Annotated in this window: 27 protein-coding genes, 2 tRNA genes and 1 pseudogene; 17 read left to right on the forward strand and 13 right to left on the reverse strand. The window is 59.2% G+C overall.

The genetic code is table 11. The features are described from left to right. From GST84_09480 to GST84_09505, 6 genes are all read left to right on the forward strand, one after another. A complete protein-coding gene (locus GST84_09480) occupies positions 1–636 on the forward strand; it encodes a hypothetical protein (GenBank protein ID XGB12585.1) in 636 nt (211 codons plus the stop codon). A gap of 765 nt (positions 637–1,401) precedes the next feature. Further along, positions 1,402–1,803, forward strand: a complete 402-nt coding sequence (locus tag GST84_09485; GenBank protein XGB12586.1) for a hypothetical protein — start codon at positions 1,402–1,404, stop codon at positions 1,801–1,803. 55 nt (positions 1,804–1,858) lie between these two features. Then, on the forward strand, positions 1,859–2,860 hold the full coding sequence (locus tag GST84_09490) for a hypothetical protein (protein XGB12587.1): 1,002 nt from the start codon (positions 1,859–1,861) through the stop codon (positions 2,858–2,860). A 237-nt stretch (positions 2,861–3,097) separates the two neighbouring features. Then, positions 3,098–3,571, forward strand: coding sequence for a hypothetical protein (locus GST84_09495; protein ID XGB12588.1), 474 nt, complete (start codon positions 3,098–3,100; stop codon positions 3,569–3,571). Between the two features lie 645 nt (positions 3,572–4,216). After that, positions 4,217–5,236 (forward strand): protease SohB, encoded by a 1,020-nt coding sequence (gene sohB / locus GST84_09500; GenBank protein ID XGB12589.1) that lies wholly within the window; start codon positions 4,217–4,219, stop codon positions 5,234–5,236. A 154-nt stretch (positions 5,237–5,390) separates the two neighbouring features. Continuing rightward, a tRNA-Cys gene (locus tag GST84_09505) sits at positions 5,391–5,464 on the forward strand. Between the two features lie 516 nt (positions 5,465–5,980). On the opposite strand, the gene GST84_09510 is transcribed toward GST84_09505, so the two are convergent. Further along, a complete protein-coding gene (locus GST84_09510; protein XGB12590.1) occupies positions 5,981–6,778 on the reverse strand; it encodes a LuxR family transcriptional regulator in 798 nt (265 codons plus the stop codon). A gap of 120 nt (positions 6,779–6,898) precedes the next feature. Here GST84_09510 and GST84_09515 point away from each other — a divergent pair, with 120 nt between their 5' ends. From GST84_09515 to GST84_09525, 3 genes are all read left to right on the forward strand, one after another. After that, on the forward strand, positions 6,899–7,714 hold the full coding sequence (locus tag GST84_09515; protein ID XGB12591.1) for a carbon-nitrogen hydrolase: 816 nt from the start codon (positions 6,899–6,901) through the stop codon (positions 7,712–7,714). Positions 7,715–7,854: 140 nt separating this feature from the next. Further along, the gene (locus tag GST84_09520) at positions 7,855–8,964 is read left to right on the forward strand and encodes an extracellular solute-binding protein (protein ID XGB12592.1); all 1,110 of its coding nucleotides are present in this window, start codon (positions 7,855–7,857) and stop codon (positions 8,962–8,964) included. A gap of 85 nt (positions 8,965–9,049) precedes the next feature. Beyond that, positions 9,050–10,171: a S58 family peptidase gene (locus GST84_09525; GenBank protein XGB15739.1), complete on the forward strand. Its 1,122-nt coding sequence runs from the start codon at positions 9,050–9,052 to the stop codon at positions 10,169–10,171. Positions 10,172–10,878: 707 nt separating this feature from the next. On the opposite strand, the gene GST84_09530 is transcribed toward GST84_09525, so the two are convergent. The 3 genes and pseudogenes from GST84_09530 to adhP form a co-directional block, all read right to left on the reverse strand. After that, complete coding sequence (locus tag GST84_09530) at positions 10,879–11,115, reverse strand: hypothetical protein (protein ID XGB12593.1); 237 nt, start codon at positions 11,113–11,115, stop codon at positions 10,879–10,881. A 280-nt stretch (positions 11,116–11,395) separates the two neighbouring features. Continuing rightward, a pseudogene (locus GST84_09535) lies at positions 11,396–11,599 on the reverse strand (hypothetical protein). A 91-nt stretch (positions 11,600–11,690) separates the two neighbouring features. Continuing rightward, positions 11,691–12,701, reverse strand: coding sequence for an alcohol dehydrogenase AdhP (gene adhP / locus GST84_09540; GenBank protein ID XGB12594.1), 1,011 nt, complete (start codon positions 12,699–12,701; stop codon positions 11,691–11,693). Between the two features lie 393 nt (positions 12,702–13,094). Here adhP and GST84_09545 point away from each other — a divergent pair, with 393 nt between their 5' ends. Further along, positions 13,095–13,289 (forward strand): hypothetical protein, encoded by a 195-nt coding sequence (locus GST84_09545; protein XGB12595.1) that lies wholly within the window; start codon positions 13,095–13,097, stop codon positions 13,287–13,289. A gap of 1 nt (position 13,290) precedes the next feature. Here the strand turns inward: GST84_09545 and GST84_09550 are convergent, their stop codons facing one another. After that, a complete protein-coding gene (locus GST84_09550; protein ID XGB12596.1) occupies positions 13,291–13,704 on the reverse strand; it encodes a DoxX family membrane protein in 414 nt (137 codons plus the stop codon). Positions 13,705–13,808: 104 nt separating this feature from the next. Continuing rightward, a tRNA-Leu gene (locus GST84_09555) sits at positions 13,809–13,893 on the reverse strand. A gap of 201 nt (positions 13,894–14,094) precedes the next feature. Between GST84_09555 and GST84_09560 the strand changes: the two genes are divergently transcribed. The 4 genes from GST84_09560 to GST84_09575 all read left to right on the forward strand — a co-directional run bounded on the left by GST84_09560 (position 14,095) and on the right by GST84_09575 (position 17,431). Continuing rightward, positions 14,095–14,370: a hypothetical protein gene (locus tag GST84_09560; protein ID XGB12597.1), complete on the forward strand. Its 276-nt coding sequence runs from the start codon at positions 14,095–14,097 to the stop codon at positions 14,368–14,370. Positions 14,371–14,454: 84 nt separating this feature from the next. Beyond that, entirely contained in the window at positions 14,455–15,615 is a 1,161-nt protein-coding gene (locus GST84_09565) for a PAS domain S-box protein (GenBank protein ID XGB12598.1), read from the forward strand. Positions 15,616–15,620: 5 nt separating this feature from the next. Continuing rightward, positions 15,621–17,066 carry a serine/threonine protein kinase gene (locus GST84_09570; GenBank protein XGB12599.1) on the forward strand — a complete coding sequence of 482 codons (1,446 nt, stop codon included), beginning with the start codon at positions 15,621–15,623 and terminating at the stop codon, positions 17,064–17,066. Positions 17,067–17,077: 11 nt separating this feature from the next. Beyond that, complete coding sequence (locus GST84_09575; protein XGB12600.1) at positions 17,078–17,431, forward strand: response regulator; 354 nt, start codon at positions 17,078–17,080, stop codon at positions 17,429–17,431. A gap of 40 nt (positions 17,432–17,471) precedes the next feature. On the opposite strand, the gene csrA is transcribed toward GST84_09575, so the two are convergent. The 7 genes from csrA to GST84_09610 form a co-directional block, all read right to left on the reverse strand. Beyond that, a complete protein-coding gene (csrA, locus tag GST84_09580; GenBank protein ID XGB12601.1) occupies positions 17,472–17,669 on the reverse strand; it encodes a carbon storage regulator CsrA in 198 nt (65 codons plus the stop codon). 253 nt (positions 17,670–17,922) lie between these two features. Continuing rightward, complete coding sequence (locus GST84_09585) at positions 17,923–18,945, reverse strand: DNA topoisomerase IB (GenBank protein XGB12602.1); 1,023 nt, start codon at positions 18,943–18,945, stop codon at positions 17,923–17,925. A 57-nt stretch (positions 18,946–19,002) separates the two neighbouring features. Next, complete coding sequence (gene modC / locus GST84_09590; GenBank protein XGB12603.1) at positions 19,003–20,094, reverse strand: molybdenum ABC transporter ATP-binding protein; 1,092 nt, start codon at positions 20,092–20,094, stop codon at positions 19,003–19,005. Position 20,095: 1 nt separating this feature from the next. Next, positions 20,096–20,776: a molybdate ABC transporter permease subunit gene (modB, locus tag GST84_09595; GenBank protein ID XGB12604.1), complete on the reverse strand. Its 681-nt coding sequence runs from the start codon at positions 20,774–20,776 to the stop codon at positions 20,096–20,098. After that, positions 20,776–21,534, reverse strand: a complete 759-nt coding sequence (modA, locus tag GST84_09600) for a molybdate ABC transporter substrate-binding protein (protein ID XGB12605.1) — start codon at positions 21,532–21,534, stop codon at positions 20,776–20,778. The genes modB and modA overlap by 1 nt, the downstream gene beginning before the upstream one ends. 82 nt (positions 21,535–21,616) lie before the next feature. After that, a complete protein-coding gene (locus tag GST84_09605; protein XGB12606.1) occupies positions 21,617–22,702 on the reverse strand; it encodes a DUF561 domain-containing protein in 1,086 nt (361 codons plus the stop codon). A gap of 229 nt (positions 22,703–22,931) precedes the next feature. After that, the gene (locus GST84_09610; protein XGB12607.1) at positions 22,932–23,234 is read right to left on the reverse strand and encodes a DUF1883 domain-containing protein; all 303 of its coding nucleotides are present in this window, start codon (positions 23,232–23,234) and stop codon (positions 22,932–22,934) included. A gap of 159 nt (positions 23,235–23,393) precedes the next feature. On the opposite strand from GST84_09610, the gene GST84_09615 reads away from it, so the two are divergent. The 3 genes from GST84_09615 to GST84_09625 all read left to right on the forward strand — a co-directional run bounded on the left by GST84_09615 (position 23,394) and on the right by GST84_09625 (position 25,392). After that, complete coding sequence (locus GST84_09615; protein XGB12608.1) at positions 23,394–23,753, forward strand: hypothetical protein; 360 nt, start codon at positions 23,394–23,396, stop codon at positions 23,751–23,753. 77 nt (positions 23,754–23,830) lie between these two features. After that, the gene (locus GST84_09620) at positions 23,831–24,481 is read left to right on the forward strand and encodes a c-type cytochrome (GenBank protein ID XGB12609.1); all 651 of its coding nucleotides are present in this window, start codon (positions 23,831–23,833) and stop codon (positions 24,479–24,481) included. Next, the gene (locus tag GST84_09625; GenBank protein ID XGB12610.1) at positions 24,478–25,392 is read left to right on the forward strand and encodes a c-type cytochrome; all 915 of its coding nucleotides are present in this window, start codon (positions 24,478–24,480) and stop codon (positions 25,390–25,392) included. The genes GST84_09620 and GST84_09625 overlap by 4 nt, the downstream gene beginning before the upstream one ends. Positions 25,393–25,521: the final 129 nt, after the last annotated feature.

Consider the following 25,521-nt stretch of genomic DNA (forward strand, 5'->3'; position numbering starts at 1 on the left):
ATGACCCTGCTCACCCAACCCGGACCATTACACCGCCACGTCGATCACGAAACCGGCACCATCCTTCACATTGACCCAATCACTGGCGAGGTCATCCGCCGCAAGGACATGGTACGACCCGCAAACCTCGAAGCCCAGTATCAGGCATGGGCCGCTGAGCGTCGTGCCGATGAGTCCCTCTCTGAGGACCAACAGAAAGCCGCCAAGGGCCTGACCAACGGCACCCAAGGGCAACCCCAAGAGACCCCAAGCGATGAACCCAAGCGAGGCCGTGGACGCCCAAAGGCCACCTTCGCTAACCCTGTCGCAGCCTACATGCACCTCCTTGCGATTCCCGATCCGCTGCCATGGGTAGACGACATCATTACCGGGTCAATCATCACCAGTGCCGGAGTCACCAACGGAAAGATCAACGTCAAGGCACGAGCGGTCATCGGTGCGTTGTTCCTTTCGGAGATCACAGCGGACGCCTGTAAGACCAATGAGTATTCCTTGAGGACCGCCCAGCGAATCGCCAAGGCTGCTCGACACGCTGCCCATGGGATCGCTTCGTATGTCGAGAGACACCCAGACATCAAGGCTGAGATTGTGGCTGAGGTAGGCGCAGAGGCTCTATTCCGGGGCTTAGCGACTTAACGCCGGATAATATAAAGAAAATCTCAACGACCATCTTCAGGTCAAAGCATCGACCAGACCCAGAGGGAGAGGGGTTGTTAATTACAACTCCCCTCATCTCAAAGGGCATCTTTAAGAACACCTCAAAGGAGACCTTCCAACATGACCAGCATTGTCTGCCCAGCTAACTCACGCCTCACCGAACAAGATATGTCAGTCTTGTCTACTGTATTCCCTCGACCAGCTCGAACCCAGCTCATCGAGTTGCGTCGTGCCCTTAGTGACCATCGCTCCAACTTCAGGACCTACAAGGCTGGACAGGTCACCTTCGATATGGACGGTGTGGCCCAACGGGTCCTCGCTAAGTGCCCCCAAAAGACTCTCGACCGTTTGAATCAACTACTTGAACAAGGGTTGTGTCTTCAAGCCATCGCCTCGACTCACTTGAGGATTCCATTGAGTGGCTCTGAGGGAATCTCACTCACAACTTAAAGATGTCCGTCAAGACTGTCGTTAAAAACCCTCACTATGGGTAAGACAGGAAGACCAACAACAAAATAATTTCTCTCTGCCATTGCTGCACAGCCGTTGCCACGGTTGAACCCTTCGCAATACCGATGCCCTTCAGGCCCGCCATGTCCTGATCCGTCATCAACACCACTCAAATCAAGAACTCATTCGTCAGCCTTGGAAGGTGCCCACGCGGCTCACTCCTTGCCGTCTTGTCGTGCGCGTCTATGGCACCAAGGCTGAGCGAATGGGTCACCTCACAGGAGAACCCAAACCATGAAAATCACTATCACGAAAGTCCTGAAGAACGAAGTCACCGTGTCGGGCCAGACCCTGAACCGTGAGTACGTCGAGAACATCATGCTGCCCATGCTGGTCGCCCAATGCGGGACCGTTAAGGGCCAGCAATTCGAGATCGTTAAGGCGTTCGATGAGGCCGGTCTGTCGCTCCAAGCGATTCCTGTAGTTGCCCGAGAGTACCGCCAGCATCAGTACGAGGACGCCCAAGAGAAGGCCCGTAAACAGGCTGAGGCCAATGCCCATGCTGAGCGGTGCCGTGAGCATACGCCCCGAGAGATCGCCCAAGCGAAGGCTGATCGGGAAGCCCGAAACGCTGCCATTCGTGAGCATGGTCAGAAAATTCTGGCTGCTCGTCGTAGCAATAGCGGTGGCTGGTAACAGCACTTCCCTCGACACACAACCACTTCATTCATCTATTCAGGAGACAACAACCATGACTAAGCCATTCCAGTACACCAAACCCTCGACCTACTCCACTGCCATTGTCGATGAGCACACAGGGTCGATTCGATTCAACACTGCCGATGTCCGTCCAGAGACCCAAGCGGCCACCGATGTGTCCGTCTATGTGGAAGCCCTTGTGGAAGCCGCTGAGGACTATTTGAACGGCGATGAGTGGCGAGAGGCTGCCATGGAGGCAACCCCTTGCGAGTTCCGTCCGGCTGGCTCTGAGGCCACTGGGCAACAAATCATCACCATGGCCGACCGCTCTGTCACCTTCGACCCTCGTAAGAACTGGGATAACCAGACCGTCGAGAAGGGCGAGGTCCTGGCCGGTTCTGTGATCTTCACCGAGGCGACCGACAAGGCATTGGTCATCAGCCACCGAGCTACGATCTTTGACCACAACCTGATGGCAGGCTTCACCGTCCAGTCTATGGAGCAAACCGCTGACAAGATGCTTCGTGACATTGAGCACAGCGCAGCCGGTAAGGTCGCTGCCATCTTGGCGACTGCCCCAAGCACTGAGAGCGTCTCTGAGGCCAAACCAACGGGTAAGCCTGCTGAGATCGCTGAGGACCTCATCGACATCCTCACGACCCACGTTAACCAGACTGTAGGGACCTCGCTGAGCGACTTCGTGATCCTGCTGCCCGTGTCACTGGTGGCTGTTCTTGAGCGTGCTGCTCAACGTGCTGGTCAGGACTCTATCGAGGACCTCATTGGCGCAGGCGTACAGCCGTATACAGGCACTGACCACGGCGTCTTCATGTTGCCCAAGCTTTTCACCTCGCTGAGCTACCGTGAGCGCCAAGACGGTAGCATCTGGAAGATTGAAGCGACTCGCAACCCAAACGCCCAAGGCTGGGACCTTGAGATCGTGGCTGTGGTGGACATCATCGCCAATGGCATGGTCAAGGTAGCTCTGACCGAGGATCGTCTTCAGACCGTTCAAGTGCCGTTCCCGCTGGTCACTCGCATTGCCCTGAGCTGATCTAAGGGAAACCCTGAGCTGATCTAAGGGAAACCCTGATAGCCCCGTAAGGCCGGACCTAAAGAGGGACCGGCAGGGGCACAGCTTCACCTATCCGCATCATCGCCCGTCGCTGGGCATCTATCTAACCGAAAGTCTTTCTGTTTGTTCCTTCATGCCACCGGCAGAAACCTTGGTCGGGTCTTTCGGCTGCCGGTGGGAGCGAACTTGAGGGAGCAAACAAGAGGAAAACAGACTATGACCATGACCACCAATACAGCGACCATCTTCGAGAACATCTCCAAGGCCGGAGCGGTATCCTCAACGACTCTCAACGGCTTACCCGGTATGTCGTCCTTGGAGATCGCTGAGATCACCGGTAAGCGCCATGACCATGTACTCAGAGACATCCGAAAGATGCTCAACGAGCTGGAAAGGGAGACCCCAAATCTGGGGGCACCTCAATGGGTCGAGGCCAGCTACCAGTCCAGTCAAAGCAAGTTATTACCGCTGACCATTCTCGACAAAGAGCTGACCTTTACGCTGCTCTCCCGGTATTCCTTCAAGCTGTCCAACATGATCGTCAAGCGCTGGCTTGAACTGGAAGGCTCAGGGTTTGAACGTGTGTCGATACAGGCTGCTGTGGTTCACCTGCTCGAACGAGAGAAGGACAACTATCGAATCGCAATGAGGGACATCAAGGCCGCTGCAAGGCGTCTCAAGGCCCGCTGAGGTCGTTGATTGATACTTCCTCAAACGAAGCGTGACGGGCTATGCTCAATAGCTAAGTTGCCCACAAAAAGGTCCCGCGATGAGTGTCACACTGTGCTACACCTACAAGGGCAAACGGGTAGTCACTAAGGTGCCTGTCGAGTCTCTGACACCACATGCGGCGCTATGCTATGCCTTGCTTCAATCAGGCGCTTCTAATGACCAATCTCAAGGGAGGTGGCCGCATACCTATGAGCGCCTCCTTGAGGTAGCCCTGCAACACGAACTCACAGACGTTCGCTTTCACAAGTCACTCTAACCCTTCAAGGAGAACCCCATGGACCACCTACAGGCCCTCTACTGGGTCTGTCTGGCCGTTCAACTGGGGTTCTGGTTGTGGTCGCATAGGCCCCCTTGAGAATCCGACAGAAAAATCTGAAAGGTCACCTATTCAATCATTCCCGCGCAGGTTCCCCCGTAGGCCCTCGCATGGGTGCCCGTAGGCGCGATAGGGACCCCTCACGGGCAGGTGATAAGGACCCAGAAGAAAGCCCGAAAGGTGCGCCGCTGAGCCTGCCTCAAGTGCTTCGGAATGTCACAAGACCGTACCAAAGTGTCACAAGCCATGGTAGCGTAGCCCTTTAATTCCGGGCATTGAGGACTACTGTGGAGTTTCTTGCCGAATACGCAAGCTTTCTCGCCAAAACCGCCACCCTGGTCATCGCCATACTGGTGGTGCTGTCGGCCATCGCCGGGCTGCGTGGCAAAGGTCGGCGCAAATCAGGCGGGCAATTACAGGTCACCCGGCTGAACGATTTTTACAAGGACCTGCGTGAGCGTCTGGAGTCCGGCCTGCTCGACAAGGCCCAGCTCAAGGCCCTGCGCAAGCAGCAGGCGAAGGCAGAAAAGCAGCAGAAGAAGGGCAAGGCCGAGGACACGAGCCGGGTATTCGTGCTGGACTTCGATGGCGACATCAAAGCCTCGGCCACCGAAAGCCTGCGCAACGAAATCACCGCACTGCTGACGCTCGCCACCGCGCGTGACGAAGTGGTACTGCGCCTGGAAAGCGGCGGTGGCCTTGTGCACAGTTACGGCTTGGCTGCATCGCAACTGGCGCGTATTCGTCAGGCGGGCATCCCGTTGACCGTGTGCATCGACAAGGTGGCTGCCAGCGGTGGGTACATGATGGCCTGCATCGGCGAGAAGATCGTCAGTGCCCCATTCGCCGTACTGGGGTCTATTGGCGTGGTGGCGCAGTTGCCCAACGTCAACCGCCTGCTGAAAAAGCACGACATCGACTTCGAAGTACTGACTGCTGGCGAGTACAAGCGCACCCTGACCGTCTTTGGCGAAAACACCGAGAAGGGCCGGGAGAAGTTTCAGGAAGACCTGGACATCACTCACCAGTTGTTCAAGGATTTCGTCTCCCGCTATCGTCCGCAGTTGCACATCGACGAAGTGGCCACTGGCGAAGTCTGGCTGGGCGTGGCCGCCTTGAATCGCAAGCTGGTTGACGAGTTGCAGACCAGTGACGAGTACCTGAGCGAACGCGCACGCAACGCCAACCTGTTCCACTTGCACTATGCCGAACGCAAGAGCCTGCAGGAGCGTATTGGCATGGCCGCCAGCGGTACTGTGGAGAACGCGGTGGTAGGCTTGTGGAGTAAACTCAGCCGCCTGCGCTAACACCTTGAACCCGTTGAAATTTTTTTTCGTTCAGGGGGTTGCAAGGTTAAAGGAATGAAGACATAATGGCGCCCATCGAAACGCAGCAAGCTTTGAAAAAGGTTCAGCGTTTCAAGGAGATAGCAAAGCGCAAGCAGCTAGATCCGACCTTTGAGGCCGAGTAGCAAAGTGGTTATGCTCCGGATTGCAAATCCGTCTACGCCGGTTCGATTCCGACCTCGGCCTCCACCATTCGAAAGCCCCGCAGATTAACGTCTGCGGGGTTTTTCTTTGTGGGACGAAAAAAACCACGAGTTCCGAAACTTTCGGGGTGGAGTTCTGAAACTTCAGCCTTTCGAGGGCTTTGCGATCTCCCTCTTTCGAGTGGCCCGGCAGTACGCTTGCCTCGCTAAGGTCGTTGATCTCTGATGCGGCCTTCGGTCGGATATCGCGGAACTGGATGAAGAACGGCGAAAGGTGCTGGCTGGTGTGTCGCGTAACCTTATCGAGCAGCAGGCTTAGGTTGTTCCTCACTCCGTTCATTTCCAGGACCATCCTCAGTCGCTTACCGGTCTTACCCCGAGGTTTCGATTAGTGATTGGGTGATTGCTGAGCGTGGTGAGGCGGCAGAAACCCTGTCGTTCTCCTACGTCAGCGGCCCTTACCAGGCTCGGCGCCTGGCCAACATTGAGTTGCGCCGCCGGGCCTGTGGAACGCAACGAGGCCGATTGTCTTAGAACTTGAAGCCATCATGAGAAAACGAGTTCAGTTCTGTGCGTTCAAAAATAATGAGAACAGCTCGGACTGAGATTTAATGCCGAGTTTGCTGTACATGTGCTTGCGATGGACCTTCACAGTCTCTGCGGAAATCGCCAGCTTGCGCGCGATCTCCTTGTTCGAGCAGCCGCTAAGCATAAGCCGGCCAACTTCCAGTTCACGGGCGGAAAGCGGCGTATCCAACTGCTGGTCAGTAGAGTCCAGCCAGCTCTGCCAGCTGGGTGCCGGCGACGTGTTCTGCTCCAGCGCTTCCCGCTCGAATGCCATGCGCTGACGCATCAGGGCGGCAACCCAGGACTGGATGAGAGTGAGTAGGGCGGTCTGCTCTGCACTGAAGAGACACTCACTTCCCAGCGAGAGGCTGAGGGTGCGCTCCGTGTCGAGCTGGACGTTGATATGTGCTTCGTCGGCAACGACATTGAGGCGGAAGTAGCGTTGGTAATAGTCGGTTTGCTCGAAGCACTCCGGCGCCACGTCGGCTAGCCAAAACAAACCGCTCTGCGGTGCTTCCCGGTTGGCGAGATAAAAGGGGTCGAGCAGATACAGGCCTTTGAGGTAGTCCTGAAAAAGCGGATCTGGCCCGCCATCCTTGCCTGGGCATTCTGCGAGCACCTGCGGGCGACCATTGCTGAATATCAGCACGACCCAACTGTCCACCGGAATGTATCTATCCAGTTGACGCACCAGAGCCAGCCAGAAATTAGGGCGGTCAAGTGCCTCGATTAGTCTGCCGATGGCCTGGTGCCAAGCCATGTCCTGCAGTGTAATGCTCCCGTTTCTACCCATACGGGGTTACCCCATCGAAGTAATTACTTTCCGTTTTATGGCTCTCCATACTTCGTTTCAGCCCTGGCGGGTGCTGTTCAGTGTGGCGATTGAGCCAACATACACGTGAAAGGATCACCGATGAAGATTGAACTTGTACAACTCTCCGGTCGCGATGGCGATACCGCTTATAACCTGGAACGTACATTGCAGGCCATCGCTACCTGCGCCGTGGATACCGATCTGCTGATTTTTCCAGAGACCCAGCTGATGGGATTTGCCAGCGCCCAACAGCTCGCCGAAATCGCCGAGCCCGTTAACGGGCCGAGTGTGCAGGCCGTGCAACGCGCCGTACACGAACGAAACGTCTCAGCGGTGATTGGTCTGGCTGAGAACGACTCCGGCACCGTTTACAACACCTCCTTGCTGGTCACCCCGCAAGGGATCGCATTGAGTTATCGCAAAACTCACCTTTGGCCGTCAGAGCGCGGATTGTTCCAACAAGGAGACCGCTATGTCACCGCACTGTGGAAGGGCATCCGTGTCGGTATCCTGATTTGCTACGACATTGAGTTTCCGGAAAGTGCTCGGGCGCTCGGCCAACTCGGCGCCGAGCTCATATTGGTCACTAACGGTAACATGGATCCTTACGGCCCTGTCCACCGCACTGCAATCATGGCTCGCGCTCAGGAAAACCAGGCATTCGCGGTGATGGTCAATCGGGTGGGCGACGGCGACGAAGGGCTCGTTTTTGCCGGCGGCAGCGCCGCTATCGATCCCTTCGGGCGCACGCTGTTCGAAGCGGGCCGCGCAGAGTGTCGGCAGGTGGTGGAATTAGATCTCGACCTGCTGCGCACCGCCCGCCACGAATATGAGTACCTCAGTGACCGCCGCCTGTTCCTGACCGGCGAGCAGAGTGAGCATGATGATAGTCGACGTGAACTCCTGATCCCCTGAATCAGTTGTGGGGCGCAACTGCAACACAACGATTGTTCCGTCTTAACGCCTGTTTCGACCCTGCCACAACAGTAATTCACAAACTAGCAGGAGCAGTGCTCGTGTCTCTGGACTCAGCGCTAACGCTCCGGAGCATCCCAATGAAACGGATTCGTTACATGCAATTCGCGCTGGTCTCTCTGTTCAGTTTTGGCCTGGTTTGCGCCGAGGCCGGTGACGCTCGAAAGCCAAGTGTCCATATCTACAACTGGTATGACTACATTGCCCCGAACACGGTGAAAGACTTCCAGAAAGAAGCAGGCGTCAGCGCGGTGTACGACGTGTTCGACAACAGTGAGGTCATGCAAAGCAAACTGATGGCTGGCCGCAGTGGTTATGACGTTGTGGTTGCCAGTGCCGACCTGCTACCGAACCTGATCAAAGCCGGCGTGCTGAAAAGACTGGATCGCTCCAAGTTACCCAACTGGTCCCATCTCGATCCCGACGTCCTCGCCAAGTTGCAGAGCAATGATCCCGGAAACAGCTACGCTGCCCCTTATTTGTGGGGGACCACTGGCATCGGCTATGACGCGGACAAGGTTAAGTCACTACTCGGCCCCGATGCGCCAGTCAATTCCTGGGACTTGATTTTCAAGGAAGAAAATCTAGCCAAACTCCGTCAATGCGGTGTGGCCATGCTGGACGCGCCTGGCGAGGTTATTCCTATCGCACTGCACTACCTTGGACTGCCATACAACAGCCATAACCCGGACGATTACAAAAAAGCTCAGGAACTGCTGTTGAAGCTGCGCCCCCATATTGCCTACTTCGATTCTTCCAAGTTCATCTCTGATCTCGCCAATGGCAACGTCTGCGTTGTGCTGGGCTGGGCGGGCGGTGTCTCCGACGCGCAGAAAGCCTCCGAGCTGGCTGGCAACCATCGAAACCTTGTCTACAGCATTCCACGCGAAGGTGCCCCGGTGTGGGTGGAAAGTATGGTGCAGCTCAACGATGCGCCGAACCCGGAGCAAGGGTTGGCCTTCATCAACTACATGTTGCGCCCCGAAGTCATTGCTGAGTCATCCAACTACCTGAGCTATCCGAACGCGAACAAGGATGCCACTGCGCTTGTAGAGAAGAAGATCCGCGACAATCCTGGGGTGTATCCGTCCAAGGATGTGCTGTCCACGCTTTTTCCCCTGGAGCCACTGCCGCTGAAGCTGGAGCGCATTCGGACCCGTGCGTGGAACACAGTCAAGACCGGCAATTAATTGGCAGACCCGGTTCTGCTGATGATTGACCAAACCCCAGTCATGAAACAAACCAAAACAAGAGCGAGAGATCATGAAAGACACGATGAAGCCACGTGCCCGCGACCTGAAAATTCAGTTCGGCCAACTGCAACCCGGTCCCCTCAATGCCATCACCGATGTGCCGGGCGTTCGGGTCGGTCACAGCAATGTGCGAGGACGCACCGCCAACGGCCGCGACATCCTGACTGGGGTAACAATCATCGAGCCGCGTGTCGGTTCCACCAGCCAGCAACCGTGCTTTGCCGGCGTCCATGTGTTGAACGGCAACGGCGACGCAACCGGGCTGGAGTGGATTCGCGAAGCGGGTCTTTTGACCAGTCCCATCGCCTTCACCAACACCCACAGCCTGGGTGTGGTGCGCGATGCACTGATTGTGCTGGACCGTGAACAACAACCGGATGACGGCCGTATCTACTGGAACATGCCGGTGGTGCTGGAGACCTATGACGGGCTGCTCAACGACATCAACGGTTTTCATGTGAAGCACGAGCATGTGGCCGAAGCCCTGAGTAATGCTGTAATTGGGCCCGTTATCGAGGGCGCGGTCGGTGGTGGCAGCGGCATGATCTGCCACGAGTTCAAGGGCGGTATCGGCACTGCATCGCGGCGCCTGAGTAGCACTCAGGGCAGTTGGACTGTTGGCGCCATTGTCCAGGCGAACCACGGCATCCGTAACGAACTGCGCGTCGACGGCTATCCGGTGGGACGCTACATGGAACAGGCTGACTCCCCGTTCCTCAAGGCTTCGCTACCGCACCCGGGCATGGGTTCGATAGTCGTTTGCCTGGCCACCGATGCGCCGTTGCTGCCACACCAATGTACGCGCCTGGCACAACGCGCCAGCATCGGTCTCGCCCGCACCGGTGGAGGTAACGAAGACCACAGCGGTGACATTTTCGTCGCCTTCTCCACCGGTAATCATGTGCCGCCAGCAGCTTACGAAAGTAAGCGCGCGCCGACCACCGACAACCTTAGCATGGTCAACAACGACCATATCAGCGAGTTGTTTCTTGCCGCCACCGAAGCGGTGGAAGAAGCCATCATCAACGCCTTACTAGCCGCTGACACCGCCGAAGGCAACGGCCATGCAGTACCGGGACTGGATTGTGAGACGCTGCTCAAAGCCTTGCATCAGGCCGGCTGGCCGGGAGCGGCGAATGGTTAACTGATCTCTTCGCATGGCCGCCGGAGCTTCACGACAAGCGCTGAGTCTCTGGCGGGGCTGCTGAATAGCCGATTGTCCGATTCAGCTCACAGATGAGTCAGACGAATTTGCGTAAAACTGCACGTTCGCTATGGTGGCAATAAACCACCTGACTACAACTAAAGTCGTAGGAGCGCCTCATGAGAATACGCGGTGATGTTTTCTGGGCCTGGGCTGACCCGACGCTTCATCACCGAACTCACGACGAGACACTCGACGATGGGACATACATTGATGTCCAGACGCGACTGTCGCGGACAGGCAGAACGCAGATGTTCATCGGGGTGTACGCCCCTGGTGGCATGGCTATCCTTGAGGAGGCCTTCGATTCTCGCCCTGGCGAGTCGATGACCAGGGCGCTGGCGTGGGGCGTTGGCCGGGCCCGACGTGTCGCCGCTGAAGGTGTGCCTGCCGCAGGCTTTCTGGCTGCCTCGAAATAGCGGCCAGGCGCGCAGCGCCGGAGGGCAGGCGGCGACTTCCAACTGTCATCAGCGAAAACGCTGTGTCTTAAATCGCTGCGTCGCCACACTTCCAGCGATCCGGCAGAGTAGGCATCATCGGTCTGGCCCGTCATCCTCGCTGATCAGCGCCTCCTTTTCTGGATTTTTCATCAAGTAGCCGTCGATATAGTGCGCCGTGTTTTTCAAGGCCTGCGTCATGTTCGAGCATCAGCCTTCAGGTAAGGTGACACCGCAGATAAACTCATGCGTCCCCAGGCGGTGCGAGCCGAATTCCACCACGTAGCCATCTCCTCTGCGCTGCGCCTCTGCCATGGCCGTTTTCTGGTCGGCATAAACGTCGACGAAATGCCATGGATGTCGGTCTCTCAGGACCCCCCATCCGATGACCCAGCCTTCCCGTGAAGGGTCCGGCGGCAGGTTCTTCGCCAAGCTTCGAATGGACATACCTAGCTCCTCAATATGCACAGGCTCGCCGTTACAGGTTGAGCACTTTTCTTGAACCACAGCTTGCAGGCGTTGGTCTTCAGCATGAAGGATGGGTGAAATTTCCAGGTTTACTCATCAAATATTGAAATGTTCGCGGTCTATGGTTGAACGCAAGCCAATTCCAGCAGCAAGGGAGTCAGGAAATGGATTATTCCAGCATGGTTGAATCGTTGGACAAGATGTTGAAAGCCACGGCTGCAGCCAAAGGCTGTCTCCAGCCTTCAGATACAGAGTGTCCCCCATACCTGCGTAGCCACTCATCCGCGACGTCACCCATGGTTGATGGGGTGCCACTTTTGATCCAAAGCATGAATCCTCGGTCGAACTTAAATGCTGCCCCGCACTCGCTGAGTAGAAACTGACGAACCTTCTGCGTGTTGCGGTAATGCTTGTCCAGTGGAGTCGTTCGGGTAATCGGCCCGGCGTGCCAGTCGACGGTCATGGTCTGTTCCTTTGACAATTGAGAAGGCAAAAAGCCCGTAGAGGGTCATCTACGGGCTTTGCTGTGGTTCCACATGACCTGGCTCGGCCTGTCAGCCTTCGAACTGTATCACCATCCGGCCTTTGATCTTGCCCTCCAGCATCTCGTCAAAGATCTGGTTGATATCCTCGATCGGTCGCAGCGTCACCTTGGGCACCACTTTGCCTTCAGCGGCAAACTGGAAGGCTTCATGCAGGTCCTGGCGTGTACCTACCAGCGAGCCCACCACTTCGATCCCATCAAGCACCAGGCGGGGAATATTCAAATCCATGGATTCCGACGGAAGCCCGACGGCCACCAGTCGCCCGCCAGCGCGCAAGGCATCGACGGCTGAGTTGAACGCGCCTTTGGCCACAGCAGTAACGACGGCAGCATGTGCGCCGCCGGTTTTGGCCTGGATGACCTTCGCAGCATCTTCGTTGAGCGGGTTGACCACCAGATCCGCGCCCATCTCGCTGGCGAAGCGCAGTTGCTCTTCGTTGACGTCGATGGCGATGACTTTGGCGTTGAACACATTCTTGGCATATTGCAGGGCCAGGTTGCCCAAGCCGCCGAGCCCGTAGATGGCGATCCATTGGCCGGGGCGGACGTTGGAGATTTTCACTGCCTTGTAGGTCGTGACGCCGGCGCAGGTAATGCTGCTGGCGGCAGCGGAGTCGAGGCCGTCGGGCACTTTAACCGAGTAGTCGGCCTTGACGATGCAGGCCTCGGCCATGCCGCCGTCCACGGTGTAACCGGAATTCTTCACGTCGCGGCACAGGGTTTCGTTGCCGCTGTTGCAATATTCGCAATGTCCGCAACCCTGGTAGAACCAGGCAACGCTGGCTCGGTCGCCTGGCTTGAGCGAGGTGACGCCCGGGCCAACTTCCTGGACCACGCCAATACCTTCGTGGCCCAGTACTACACCGGTCTTGTCACCAAAGTCGCCATTTTTCACGTGCAGGTCGGTGTGGCACACACCGCAGCACTGCATCTTCAGCAGCGCTTCGCCGTGTTCGAGAGGGCGCAGGGTTTTCTCTACCACGTCCACGCGACGGCCTGGTGCAACGACAGCAGCTTTCATAAGAGCCTCCGTGTCTATCCGATGTGAGCTTGGGGTATCGCCGGGACAGCATAGACCTTGCCTGCCCAGGCAAAACTGCTTCAGGTCATGGTCGTGGTGGACGCGCCCATAAAATGCCTGCGTATGCCTGACTGGCATGTGCGGAAAAAAGAAAAGCCCGCGGCAATGATGCGGCGGGCTGCAAGAACGTACGGAGCAGGGTCAGTGTGCCAATCCGGATGTCGGCATTTCGTGAAGAACCATAAAAAAGCCCGCCATGAAAGGCGGGCAAAAGACGTTTGAAGGGAGAGCTTGCAGGCTGCGCCGTGCCGGTTAACCCAGGATTAAGCGACAACGCATTGACCCGGCACCCTGATCAGCCTATACAGGCCTGCCATTATCCCAGGAGCCAGCATGCGCGACGAAGACGACCTGCACGAACCCGAGCACGATCACCTGCTCGACCACGAATTCCTCTACGACGACGTGGCGCCCGAGGCAGATGCCCAGGGCGCCGAGGATGAAGTGGAGGAGGACGAAGAAACGCTGGACGACCTTGATGACGAAGAGCGCGATCACCCAGCCTGGTTCGACGATTGCGACGACTGACTCAGCGACCATCCACCGAGAACCGGCCGGGCCCGCTTACCGCCAGCAACAGCAGGCCGCCCATGATGCTGAGGTTTTTCAGAAACTGGGTCATGTTGGCGCTGCGCTCGGGGTCGACCATGTTCCAGAACGGGTGGCCAAGCAACGCGGTGCCCAGCACGAACAGTGCGAACAGGAACGCCAGCGGTCGCGTGTAGAAACCGAGGATCAACAGGATTGCGACGACAAACTCCATAATGACGGCAATCCCTGCCGCCAGCATCGGTGCAGGGGCGCCGAGTGAGGTCATATAGCCTACCGTGCCATCGAAGCCGGTCAGCTTGGCCCAGCCGGACAAGACGAACAGGATCATCAGCAGTATGCGGGCGATCAGGATAATAATGTCGCGTTGACCATCGAACAGGGAGTAGCGCATGGCGGCGTTCCAGTGGACGAGTACAAGCTCCACTTTAGCAGCTGCGCAAGACATTGCCGTCAGGCAGCAAAAAGGCGCCGCAAGGGCGCCTTTTCAACGAAGTTTGGTGCGAGTGGCGGGACTCGAACCCGCAAGGCTCACGCCGACAGATTTTAAGTCTGCTGTGTATACCAATTCCACCACACTCGCACGCTTGAAGGGGTCGCAACGACCAGCTCGCTTCTAAGCAGAAGGGCTTCGCAATCAAGCGCGCTTTATAACCCATTGTTATAGTTGAGTCAACTGCAGCACCTATGATCAACAGATAGAGGGGTCGATCAAACGGGCAATTGACACCTTGCCATCATCACGCAACTGTTGCCCGGTAAATGGCCCCGTGGGTGTTCCGCAATGACGCAGGGTGGAGTTGGCGAAGACATGGTGCGTCCACGGTTGTTCTGGCGGCTGCTGTTCGCGCAGGTGCTCGTGCTGGGTGCTTTTCTTTACATCAGCCTGATCAGCCTGGGCGGGTATCTGCTGTTGCTGGGCTTCGATGCAGAGCACTCACAGCAGCAGCGTATGTTGGCCCTGGCCGGCGGTGGTATGATCATGCTGCTTAGCCTGTGGTTGCTGAAAGTGGCCATGCCACGGCGCATCGGCCCGGTGCTGTCCGAGCCGGAACGCTGACTGCCTGTAGTGGTTCAACTGTCTACTGGCAGACACTCCGGGCTACGTTCATTTCCTCCCTCCTGCTGTGCCAGTGGAGTTTGCATGGTTCCAGCTGACTGTCTCGAATCTCCCGTCATGCCTGCCCATCGTTATGAACAGCTGGTTCAGTCGGTGGTGGATTATGCCATCTACATGCTCGACCCCTCCGGCCATGTGGTGTCGTGGAACGCCGGCGCGCAACGGATCAAGGGTTACCGTGGCGATGAAGTGATCGGCAAGCACTTTTCGTTGTTCTTCACCCCACAGGATTGTGCGGATGGCCGCCCCGATCAGTTGCTGCGCCAGGCGCTGGAGCAGGGTGTGGCGCAGGACGAAGGCTGGCGGGTGCGCAAGGACGGCACGCAGTTCTGGGCCCTGGCTGCACTGGATGTGATCCGTGATGAAAATGGCCAGATCATAGGCCTGGCCAAGGTGACACGCGATATCACTGACCGTCGCGAGTCGGCGCTGCAGCTGGACGCAGTGCGCGCCCAGCTGTTCCAGGCGCAGAAGCTTGAAGCCCTCGGCCAGTTGACCGGTGGTCTGGCGCACGACTTCAACAACATGTTGACCATCATCATCAGCTCGGCGCGCCTGGCGCTGGCCACCCAGGACCCGGCACGCGCCCAGCGCATGTTGCAGCACATCCTCGATGCCGGCCAGCGCGGCACCGAACTGACCCAGCAACTGCTCAGCTTTGCCCGGCACCGCAAGCTCGATGTGGCCAGCGTTGCCCCTTCAGACTTGGTTACCGCTACGCGTGGCCTGCTTGAGCATGCTTTGCCAGGCTCAATTGACTTGGAGGTATTGCTGCAACCGGACCTGCCGCTGATCGAGGTGGATGCCGGGCAACTGCAGATGGTGTTGCTCAACCTGTTGTTCAATGCCCGTGACGCCATCGAGGGGCATGGCCGGATCAGCCTGACTGTCGATGTGGTCGAGCTGCTCGGCGAAGTTGAAGGGCTCAAGGGCAGCTTCGTGCGCTTCAAGGTGGAAGACAGCGGCGAAGGTATACCCACAGAAATACTGCCGCGTATCTTCGAGCCGTTTTTCACCACCAAGCCTTTTGGCAAGGGTACCGGCCTGGGGCTTAGCCAGGTCTATGGTTTCGCCCGGCAAAGCGGCGGCGCCATTTGTGTCGATAGCGAGCCTGGCCGGGGAACTTGCATGCAACTGTACTTGCCAATGTATCAGGACCAGACGGATAGCCCACTCGACAGGTAGACAACATGGCACAGGCACTGAAGCGACTGGTAACGGGGATCGACGGGCTCGACGCGTTGCTCAAGGGTGGCCTGGTAGCTGGCGCCTCCTACATTATCCAGGGGCCACCGGGGGCTGGTAAGACCATCCTCGCCAATCAGTTGGCCTGCGGCCATGTGCGGGGCGGTGGTCGGGTGCTGGTGGCCACCTTGCTGAGCGAGTCGCATGAACGCTTGTTCCAGTACCTGTCCACGCTGGACTTCTTCGATCCGGCGCTGGTCGGCGACCAAATCCAGTTCGTCAGTGCCTTTGATACCCTTGAGCAGGACGGGCTGGAAGCGGTGGTGCGGTTATTGCGCCAGGAAATCGCCCGGCAACAGGCCAGCCTGCTGATCGTCGACGGTGTGCTCAATGCCCGGGTACGTGCGGAAACCGCGCTGGACACCAAAAAGTTCGTCTCTGAACTGCAGGGGCATGCAGCCTTCGCCGGCTGCACCGTTCTGCTGTTGACCAGTGCCCGGCTGGACGAAGGCAGCCCGGAACACACCATGGTCGATGGCGTGATCGAACTGGGTGAGCAATTGGTGGGCAGCCGCGCCGTGCGCCATGTTCAGTTGCGCAAGACCCGTGGCAGTGGCGCGTTGTCGGGGCGTCACGAATGCCTTATCGATGAGTCCGGCATGCAGGTCTATCCTCGCCTGGAAGCCTTGTTCAGCCACCCCAGCCAGTTGGGCAGCGGCACCTTGGCGCGTGTCAGCAGTGGTGTGCCAGCCTTCGATGAAATGCTTGGCGGGGGCTTGGCCACTGGGTCAGTCAGCCTGTTGATGGGGCCTTCAGGAAGTGGCAAGACGTCATTGGGCCTGGCCTTTCTCGGTGCCAGCACCCCGCAGGCGCCGGGGTTGCATTTCGGTTTTTACGAAACGCCCGAACGTCTGCGCAGCAAGGCCGCTTCGCTCGGTTACGATTTTGCCGCGATGGAGCAGGGTGGTAGCTTGCAACTGTGCTGGCAGCCGACCACCGAGGGCTTGCTGGACCAGGTTGGCGCGCGGCTGCTGGAGCGTGTGGCGGCGCAGGGCAGCAAGCGCGTGGTGATCGACAGCCTTGGTGCATTCAGCCGGCTGGCAATTGACTCGACGCGGCTCAATGCGTTTTTCCGCGCGCTGGCGGGTGAGTTGCGCGCGCGCGATGTCAGTGTGATGCTGACCTGGGAGATGCGCGACATCTTCGGCGCGGAAATCAGCGCCCCCGCACCGGACCTGTCGAGTATCGTCGACAACCTTATGCTGATGCGCTTTGTCGAACTGGACTCGCAACTACGGCGCATGCTGTCGGTCCTCAAAGTACGTGACAGCCACCATGACCCGGCCTTGCACGAGCTGCTGATCGGGCCGCAAGGCATTACCTTGCGCAAGGCGTTCGAAGGTGCCTGTGGTGTGCTCTCGGGAACGCCGATGCCGCAGGGGAGCGGGTGACGGACGAGCTGATGAATACCATCCTGATTGTCGATGACGAATACCTGATCGCCGATATCCTCGGTTTTGCCCTTGAGGACGAAGGTTTTCTGGTGGAAAAGGCGAGCAATGGCTGCAAAGCACTGGAGGCGTTAAAGGAAAAACGCGTGCAGCTGGTGATTACCGACTACATGATGCCGCTACTCAACGGCGAGGAGCTGGCGCGTGCCATACGCGAGGACCCGGCGTTAAGCGAGTTGCCGGTCATCCTCATGAGCGGCGCACAGGCCAGCCAAGGATGCCCGGCCCTGTTTGCCGCAATATTCGACAAGCCGTTCGACATGGATGAGATGATCGCCACTGTGCATCAGTTGCTGGGCACCTGAGACTGGCGGTCGAGCGCATCCATGCCCCTCGGGGGGAGGCTCAGTGGGAGTCTTCGTGCTTCTCCGGCGCCGGGCTACCGGCCTGGATGCGTTTGAAGATCTCTTCTCGATGGACCTGAACATCTTTCGGTGCATCGATACCAATCCTCACCTGCATCCCTTTGACGCCCAGAATGGTGACTTTGATGTCATCGTTGATGACGATGCTTTCGCCAACCTTACGGGTGAGTATCAGCATGTAGTTCTCCTTGGTGATATAAAAATCCGCAGGGCTAGTTGCCCCGGCGGCGGGAGCTTGTCCCTCTTCCTTCTCATTAAAGACGCTTTCGGCGGATATTAATTCCCCGACAGACAAATTCTGTTGCGTGTCTTCAGTTGCAGGTGCCAAAGCAAACCGTCAACGGTTTGTCGGCCAAGGCGCTCGCTGCCAAGAATAGGGGGGTTGGCGGCTAATGGGAAATTTCTTCGCATCATGGGCTGAATAGACAAGCTTAATGGTCCTCCTGTTCCTCGAGAGCCTGAAGAAACAACAGCAAGGCCACTTCCTCCGGGTCCAGGCCTTTGCGCACACGGTTTTTCGGCAAATTGGCCAGGCGCCCCAACGTATAGTGCTCCAGGACTGCCGGGTGGATGTAGCAGCGCCTGCACACTGCCGGCGTATTGCCCAGGCGCGTGGCTACCTGGCGGACTATCGCGGCGACCTGACGCTTGGCTTCACTCTCCGGCTCCCAGGCCAAGGGCCTCAGCAGGTGCAATGCCAGGCTGCTGCCGGCCCAGGTGCGATAGTCCTTGGCGGTGAAGTCGGCGCCGGTCAACTGCTGCAAAAACTGATTGACCTCGCTGGAGCCGACACTATGGCGCTGGCCGTTTTCGTCCAGGTACTGGAACAGCGCCTGTCCAGGCAGTTCCATGCAGCGTTTGAGCAAGTTGGCCAGGCGCCGATCGTTGAGGGTGACGTTGTGTTCGACGCCGCGCTTGCCGCGGAACTGGAAGCGAATGTTGCTGCCTTTGACCTGCACATGGCGATTGCGCAGGGTGGTCAGTCCATACGACTTGTTATCGCGCAGGTAGCGCTGGTTGCCAATCCGAATCAGGGTGTGGTCCAGCAGGCTCACTACCAGCGCCATTACCTTTTCCCGGTCCAGCCCTGGCCGCGCCAAGTGAGCTTCCAGCTGTGCGCGCAGCTTTGGCAGGGCCTGAGCGAACGCAAGCATGCGCCCGTATTTGTGCTGGTCGCGCAGTTCGCGCCACTGCGCATGGTAGCGGTACTGCTTGCGGCCACGGGCATCGCGGCCAGTGGCTTGCAGGTGGCCTTGCGGATCGGCGCAGATCCACACATCGGTGTAGGCTGGGGGAATCACCAGTGCGGCGATGCGCGAGAGGGTGTCGCTGTCGCGTACCCGTTGGCCATCGGCATCCAGATAGATGAAACGGTCGCGCCAGCGCCGACGGGTCAGGCCCGGCTGGCTGTCGTCAACGTAGTGCAGGGTGCGCGGCAGGGGGCAGTCGGGCATGGGCTGCAGGCCTCGATCGGGTCACAGCTCAATGGACAATACGCGCGCGAAGGATGCTCAACCCAAAAGGGCCACCGACTTGATCTGGGCGAACAGTACCTGCCCTGTGTGCAAGCCGAGCTGGTCTGCCGAGAAGCGGGTGATGCGTGCAAGCAAGGCATTGCCCCCGGCATCCAGGCTGACCAGCACATGCGCCGGGTTGGCCGCCGGGCGGCTCTCGCGCATACGTACCGGCAGGCGGTTGAGGATGCTCGATGCGCTGTCCGCCGCCAGTGCCAGGCTGACGTCCCGGGCCTGCACCTTGACGCGCAGGGTGCTGCCCATCACCTGTGCCGCGTGGGTGATGCGCAGCAGCGGCCCGCTGCTGCCGGGCAGGCGCAGGTCAAGCAGGCCATAGTGCGGGTCGTGCCCTACCACCATACCCTCGAACACTACCCCGGCATCGTCGCCCTGGGCCAGCGACAGGTCGAGGCGAGCCAGGGTTTCGCCGATCGGGCCGCTGGCGATCGCCCGGCCTTGTTCCAGCAACACCAGATGGTCGGCCAGCCGCGCGACTTCATCCTGGGCGTGGCTGACATATATCAGCGGGATGTCCAGTTCGTCATGCAGGCGCTCCAGGAAGGGCAGTATCTCGCGCTTGCGCGGGCCGTCGAGGGCTGCCAGCGGCTCGTCCATCAACAACAACCGTGGGCTGCTGAGCAGGGCGCGGGCAATACCCACCCGCTGCGCCTCGCCACCAGACAGGGTTGCCGGGCGGCGGTCCAGCAAGTGGCCGATACCCAGCAGTTGGCAAGCCTGGTCGAGGCTGACCTTGCGTTCAGCGGGTGCTACCCGGCGCCAGCCGAACGCAAGGTTGCCGCGCACCGACAGGTGTGGGAACAGGCTGGCCTCCTGGAACACATAGCCCACCGGACGCAGGTGCGGTGCCTGGAAGTGGCCACGGGTGCTGTCTTCCCAGACTTCGCCGTTGACCTCGATATAGGCGCTGGCGGCCCGTTCCAGCCCGGCCAGGCAGCGCAGGCAGCTGGTTTTGCCGGAGCCAGAATGGCCGAACAGCGCGCTGATGCCGCGCCCGGGCAGGTGCAGGTCGACGTCCAGGGTAAAGTCGTCGCGCGCCAGTTTCAGGCGCGCCACAATCGATGCGGTCATTTCAGCTCCAGCCAGCTTTGCCGCGGCGTCCAGCGTACAGCAGAAGCAGCACCAGGAAAGAGAACACCAGCATGGCACCGGCCAGCCAGTGGGCTTGCGAGTACTCCATGGCTTCGACGTGATCGAAAATTTGCACCGAAACCACGCGGGTCTTGTCGGGGATGTTGCCACCGATCATCAGTACGACGCCAAACTCGCCCACCGTGTGGGCAAAGCCGAGGATGCTGGCAGTGACGAAGCCAGGGCGGGCCAGCGGCAGCACCACATGAACGAAGGTGTCCCATGGGCTGGCGCGCAGGGTGGCGGCGACTTCCAGGGGCCGCTGGCCGATTGCGCCAAAGGCATTCTGCAGTGGTTGTACCACGAACGGCAGGGAGTATACCGTCGAGCCAATCACCAGGCCTGTGAAGCTGAACACCACAGTGCCCAGGCCCAGCGCCTGGGTGGCCTGCCCGAGCCAGCCGTGCGGGCCAAGGGCGATCAACAGGTAAAAGCCGATCACCGTAGGTGGCAGTACCAGCGGCAGTGCCACTACCGCACCCACCGGCCCGCGCAGCCATGAGCGCGTGCGCGCGAGCCACCAGGCGACGGGTGTGCCGATAACCAGCAGGATCAGGGTGGTCAGGCTGGCCAGTTTTACGGTCAGCCAGATGGCACCCAGGTCACTGGCATCCAGTGGCATCAGCGTTCATAACCATAGGATTTGATCACCGCTTCGGCTTTCGGGCCTTTGAGGTATTCGACCAGTGCCTTGGCGGCCGCATTGTCCTTGCCTTTGTTGAGGATGACAGCGTCCTGGCGGATCGGGTCGTGCAGGTCGGACGGCACGATCCAGGCCGAGCCATTGGCCACCTTGCCATCCCTGTAGATCTGCGACAGGGCGACGAAGCCCAGCTCGGCGTTGCCGGTGGAGACGAACTGGAAGGCCTGGGTGATGTTCTGGCCTTCGACGATCTTGCCTTTGGTGGCCTCGGTGAGCTTCAGCCTGTCCAGTACCTGCGTGGCGGCCAGGCCGTAAGGTGCAGCTTTCGGGTTGGCGATGGACAGGTGTTTATATGCGTTTTTCTTCAGCACTTCACCCTTGGCGTCTACGTAGCCTTCCTTCGCAGACCACAGGGCCAGGGTGCCGATGGCGTAGGTAAAGCGCGAACCGGGTACGGTTTCCTTTTCTGCTTCAAGCTTCTTGGGGGTGGTGTCGTCAGCGGCGAGGAACACGTCGAACGGAGCACCATGCTTGATCTGCGCATAGAACTGCCCGGTGGCGCCATAGGCCGCGACCAGTTTGTGGCCAGTGTCTTTTTCGAAGGCCTTGGCGATGGCCTGGACAGGGGCTGTGAAGTTGGCTGCGACCGCGACCTGGACTTCGTCGGCCCAAGCCGTGTTGAGGGCCAGCAGGCTGAGCAGGGCTGTAAAGGTCAACTGGGGTGAGCGCAAGCGCATGAAGACAGATCCTTGAGGTTATCGTTATAGCCATAACTATATAGCGATAAACCAGTTGCCGTGAAGAGGCCTGGCCTGCCTGTCAGAATGCCTGGTGACCGATCACTGCCAGTGCCTTCCCGGCGATTTCCCGGGTCAGCTCACCTGCTGGCATGTGCCGCCCCAGCCGCAAAGCCTGCCCCGACCAAAGATTACTGAAGTCACTATTACCCTGCGGATCGGTGATCGCCCGTAAAGGCATCAATGCCCCACCCGCCAGCGGAAAGCGCGGTACAAGTTCGCTCATCGGCCCCAGCTCGCGCATGATGCGATTGTTGATGCCACGTGCCGGGCGGCCGGTAAACAGGTTGGTCAGCGCGGTGTCGCTGGCAGGCGCGCTGTCCAGCGCCCGGCGATGCGCTGGCGACACCTTGGCCTCGGGGCAGAACAGGTAAGCCGTGCCGATCTGCACTGCCGAGGCGCCCAGGGCCAGTGCCGCCAACAGCCCGCGGTGGTCGCCGATACCACCGGCGGCAATCACCGGCACGCCGACGGCATCGGCCACCTGCGGTACCAGAGCGAAGGTGCCTATCTGGCTGGTGATGTCATCGCTGAGGAACATGCCGCGATGGCCACCGGCTTCATAACCCATGGCGATGATCGCGTCGCAGCCATTGCGCTCCAGCCAGACCGCTTCTTCCACGGTCGTGGCGCTGGACAGTACCTTGGCACCGCTGGCCTTTACCCGCTGCAGCAGCTCGGCCTTGGGCAGACCGAAGTGGAAGCTCACCACCTCCGGGCGCAAGGCTTCGACCAGTTGGCAGCTCTGCTCGTCGAAAGGCGCGCGGTTGGACACCGGGGTGGGCGCTGCGAAATCGGCGCCCACTTCGCTGTAATAGGACTCAAGTGCCTGCTTCCAGCGTGCATCGCGTTCGGCATCGGGCGCTGGCGGCTGGTGGCAAAAGAAGTTCAGGTTCAACGGGCGCCCCGGGCAGCCAGCGCGGAATGCGGCGATCTCGGCGCGCACCTGCTCGGCGCTGAGCATGGCGCAGGGCAGGGCGCCCAGGCCACCTGCCAGGCCCACGGCAATGGCCATGGCCGAGCCGGTGGCCCCCGCCATGGGGGCCTGCAGAATGGGCAGCTCGATGCCCAGCAGGTCGAGGATACGGCGGTCGGGCCAATGGCTCATGCGATTCTCCTTGCGTGGGGCGAGCGGTGCGGCGGGGGCTTGCGGAGAGTCTTACAGGGCCTTGCTGACCTGAATGTCGCTGATTTTGTCGGCGTCTTCGCCGTGGATCTTGCGCAGGGCCTCGAGGGCTTGCTCTTGCGAGGCATCGGGCATCAACGCGAAATCCCAGCGACGCTGGCCGTCGAGCTTGTATTTGATGACGTACTTGATGGTCTGGGTCATGGTGGCCTTATCTGAGTTTCGACGACGAGCGACGGATAATCTTGATCTTGTGGGTCAGGGTTGGCTTGCGGGTGACCGAGATCGGGCGAGTGGTCACGGTATCGATGGTGATGTTCCAGAAGCCGGTGCTGGGTACGGTTATCTTTGCCGGAAACTTCTCGAAATGGCCGCCGTGGTAAGTATGACGGCCGCCGTTCTTGAAGCTGCGGAAGTTGGCGTCGTTCATCAGGCGGATATTGCAGCGCTGGGAGCACTCGATGACGACGATATCGTCCTCGTTGAGGTGCTCGCGCTGGTGTACGAATTTCATGTGATGCTCCGCAAGGTTTGGATCTGCAAAAGCAAAAGATACCACGATGTGCCGTTACACTGCCGCGCTGATCACCAGGCGTGGATAATTCTGCCAAAGCAGGGAGCAAAACCGCCTGGATGTGGTCGAAGCGAATTCTTGAAGGCAGAGGTGCTGCAAATGAAGTGGATGGTGGCGGCGTTGTCGGTGGCGCTGGGTGGCTGCGTGAGTGTCGCGGAGCTGGAACAATCGCATGAAACGCTGGATGTGATCTCTGGCAAGAGCCCGCGTGCCTATGCCGATTGCGTAAAGCAGAAGCTGGCCGATACGCGTGACCCGCTGACCGAAGAGCAGCGTGGTGACGGTCTGCGGCTGATCGTACCGCAGAAAATCGCATCAAGTGCTGGCCCGGCGGCGCTGGTGGATATCGACAAGCGGGGCAGCGGCAGCAGCATCAAACTGCACGAGCGGCTGAATAACTTCCCACTGCGCCTTGGGGATGTGCGCACTGCCGCAACCGAATGCATCTCCGGAAGTTGATCTGAGGCAAAGGGTCTACCTTTCTCTGCTTATATGTTTTAAGCCTAAACATATAACAAAAGAAAAGGAGATTCGTGATGACACCGTTGAGACGCGTGATGATCGGCAGCCTGCTGATCCTGATCTGGCCCACGGCACATGCCGCTGACGGTCAGAAGGTCTTCACCCAGGGGGGAGCCAACCCCGCTGCCATGGCCTGCCTTGGTTGCCATGGCCCGGATGGCAAGGGCATTGCCGCCGCCGGCTTTCCACGGTTGGCCGGGCTTCCGGCCGGTTACCTTGCCAAGCAGTTGCATGACTGGCGCAACGGCAGCCGCAAGCAGCCAGTGATGGAGCCCTTGGCCAAGGCCTTGAGCGACGATGAAATCAAGGCCGTCAGTACCTACCTGGCCAGCTTGCCGGCAGCGCCCGCTGGCGACCTGCGCCGGCAGCAGATTGCCAATGACCCTGCCACCCGCATGGCCCTGTACGGCGACTGGAGTCGGCAAATTCCTGGCTGCGTGCAATGCCATGGGCCGGGAGGCGGCGGAGTGGGCGAACACTTCCCGCCCTTGGCCGGCCAGCCCGCCAGTTACCTGGTGGCACAGCTCAACGCCTGGCGTGACGGCAGCCGCAGCAATGACCCCAATCAGCTGATGGTCGGCGTGGCCAAGGCCATGACCGATGAGGAGGTCAAGGCCGTTGCCGAGTTCTTCGCTCGCCCCGCCAGCCAGGAGGTCACGCCATGAAAACCATGATTCCAGTCTTGTTGCTGCTGACCGTGGGCAGCGCCCAGGCCACGCCGATCGCCATGGAAGACCAGTCGCAGTTGAAGGTTCCCGCTGTGCAGGCGGCACCGCAGTTCGTGCCGCCCGCAGAGAGTGAATTGCCCGATAATGCCTTTGGCAAGATGGTGCGTGAAGGCCATGCCTTGTTTGTCGATACCCGCCGATTGATGCCCGAGGCTGTGGGCAATGGCATGAACTGCAGTAACTGCCACCTCGATCAGGGGCGGTTGGCGCATTCGGCGCCGCTGTGGGGCGCCTACCCGATGTACCCGGCGTATCGCAAGAAAAATGACAAGGTCAACACCTTCGCCGAGCGTATCCAGGGGTGTTTCCAGTTCAGTATGAACGGCAAGCCACCGGCCGCTGACAGCCCGCAGATGACGGCATTGGCAGTGTATTCATACTGGCTGTCGACCAAGGCACCGACCGGTGTGGAGATTGCCGGACGTGGTTATCCGGAGGTGGCACAACCCAAGGGCGGTTATGACTTCAAGCGCGGCCAGCAGGTTTACCGCGAACAATGCGCGATTTGCCATGGCGATAACGGTGAAGGGCAAAAGGTCGCAGGCGAGTACGTAATGCCGCCGCTTTGGGGCAAGGACTCCTATAACTGGGGGGCTGGCATGCACCGCATCAACACCGCTGCGTCGTTCATCAAGTACAACATGCCGTTGGGCAAGCCAGGCAGCCTCAGCGACCAGCAGGCCTGGGACGTGGCGGCGTGGATCAACCGCCACGAGCGGCCACAGGACCCGCGGCTGGTGGAGGGATCCATCGAGAAAACGCGGGTGAAGTTTCATGCCAATGATGGGGTGAACCTGTATGGTCAGCAGGTTGATGGGGTGCTGATCGGACAAGGGACGGGGAGTTGATGTAAGCCGGTGGCGGCCTTTTCGCCGGTGAACCCGTCGACGAGGCCGCCTCAGGCACGCTGATTTGCCTGTCATCCAACGGTCATGTATGACAGCAATATTCACGATCCCCCGGAACTATCTACACTG

The organism is Pseudomonas putida (assembly GCA_041879295.1).
In the GTDB taxonomy this organism is placed as follows: domain Bacteria; phylum Pseudomonadota; class Gammaproteobacteria; order Pseudomonadales; family Pseudomonadaceae; genus Aquipseudomonas; species Aquipseudomonas putida_Y.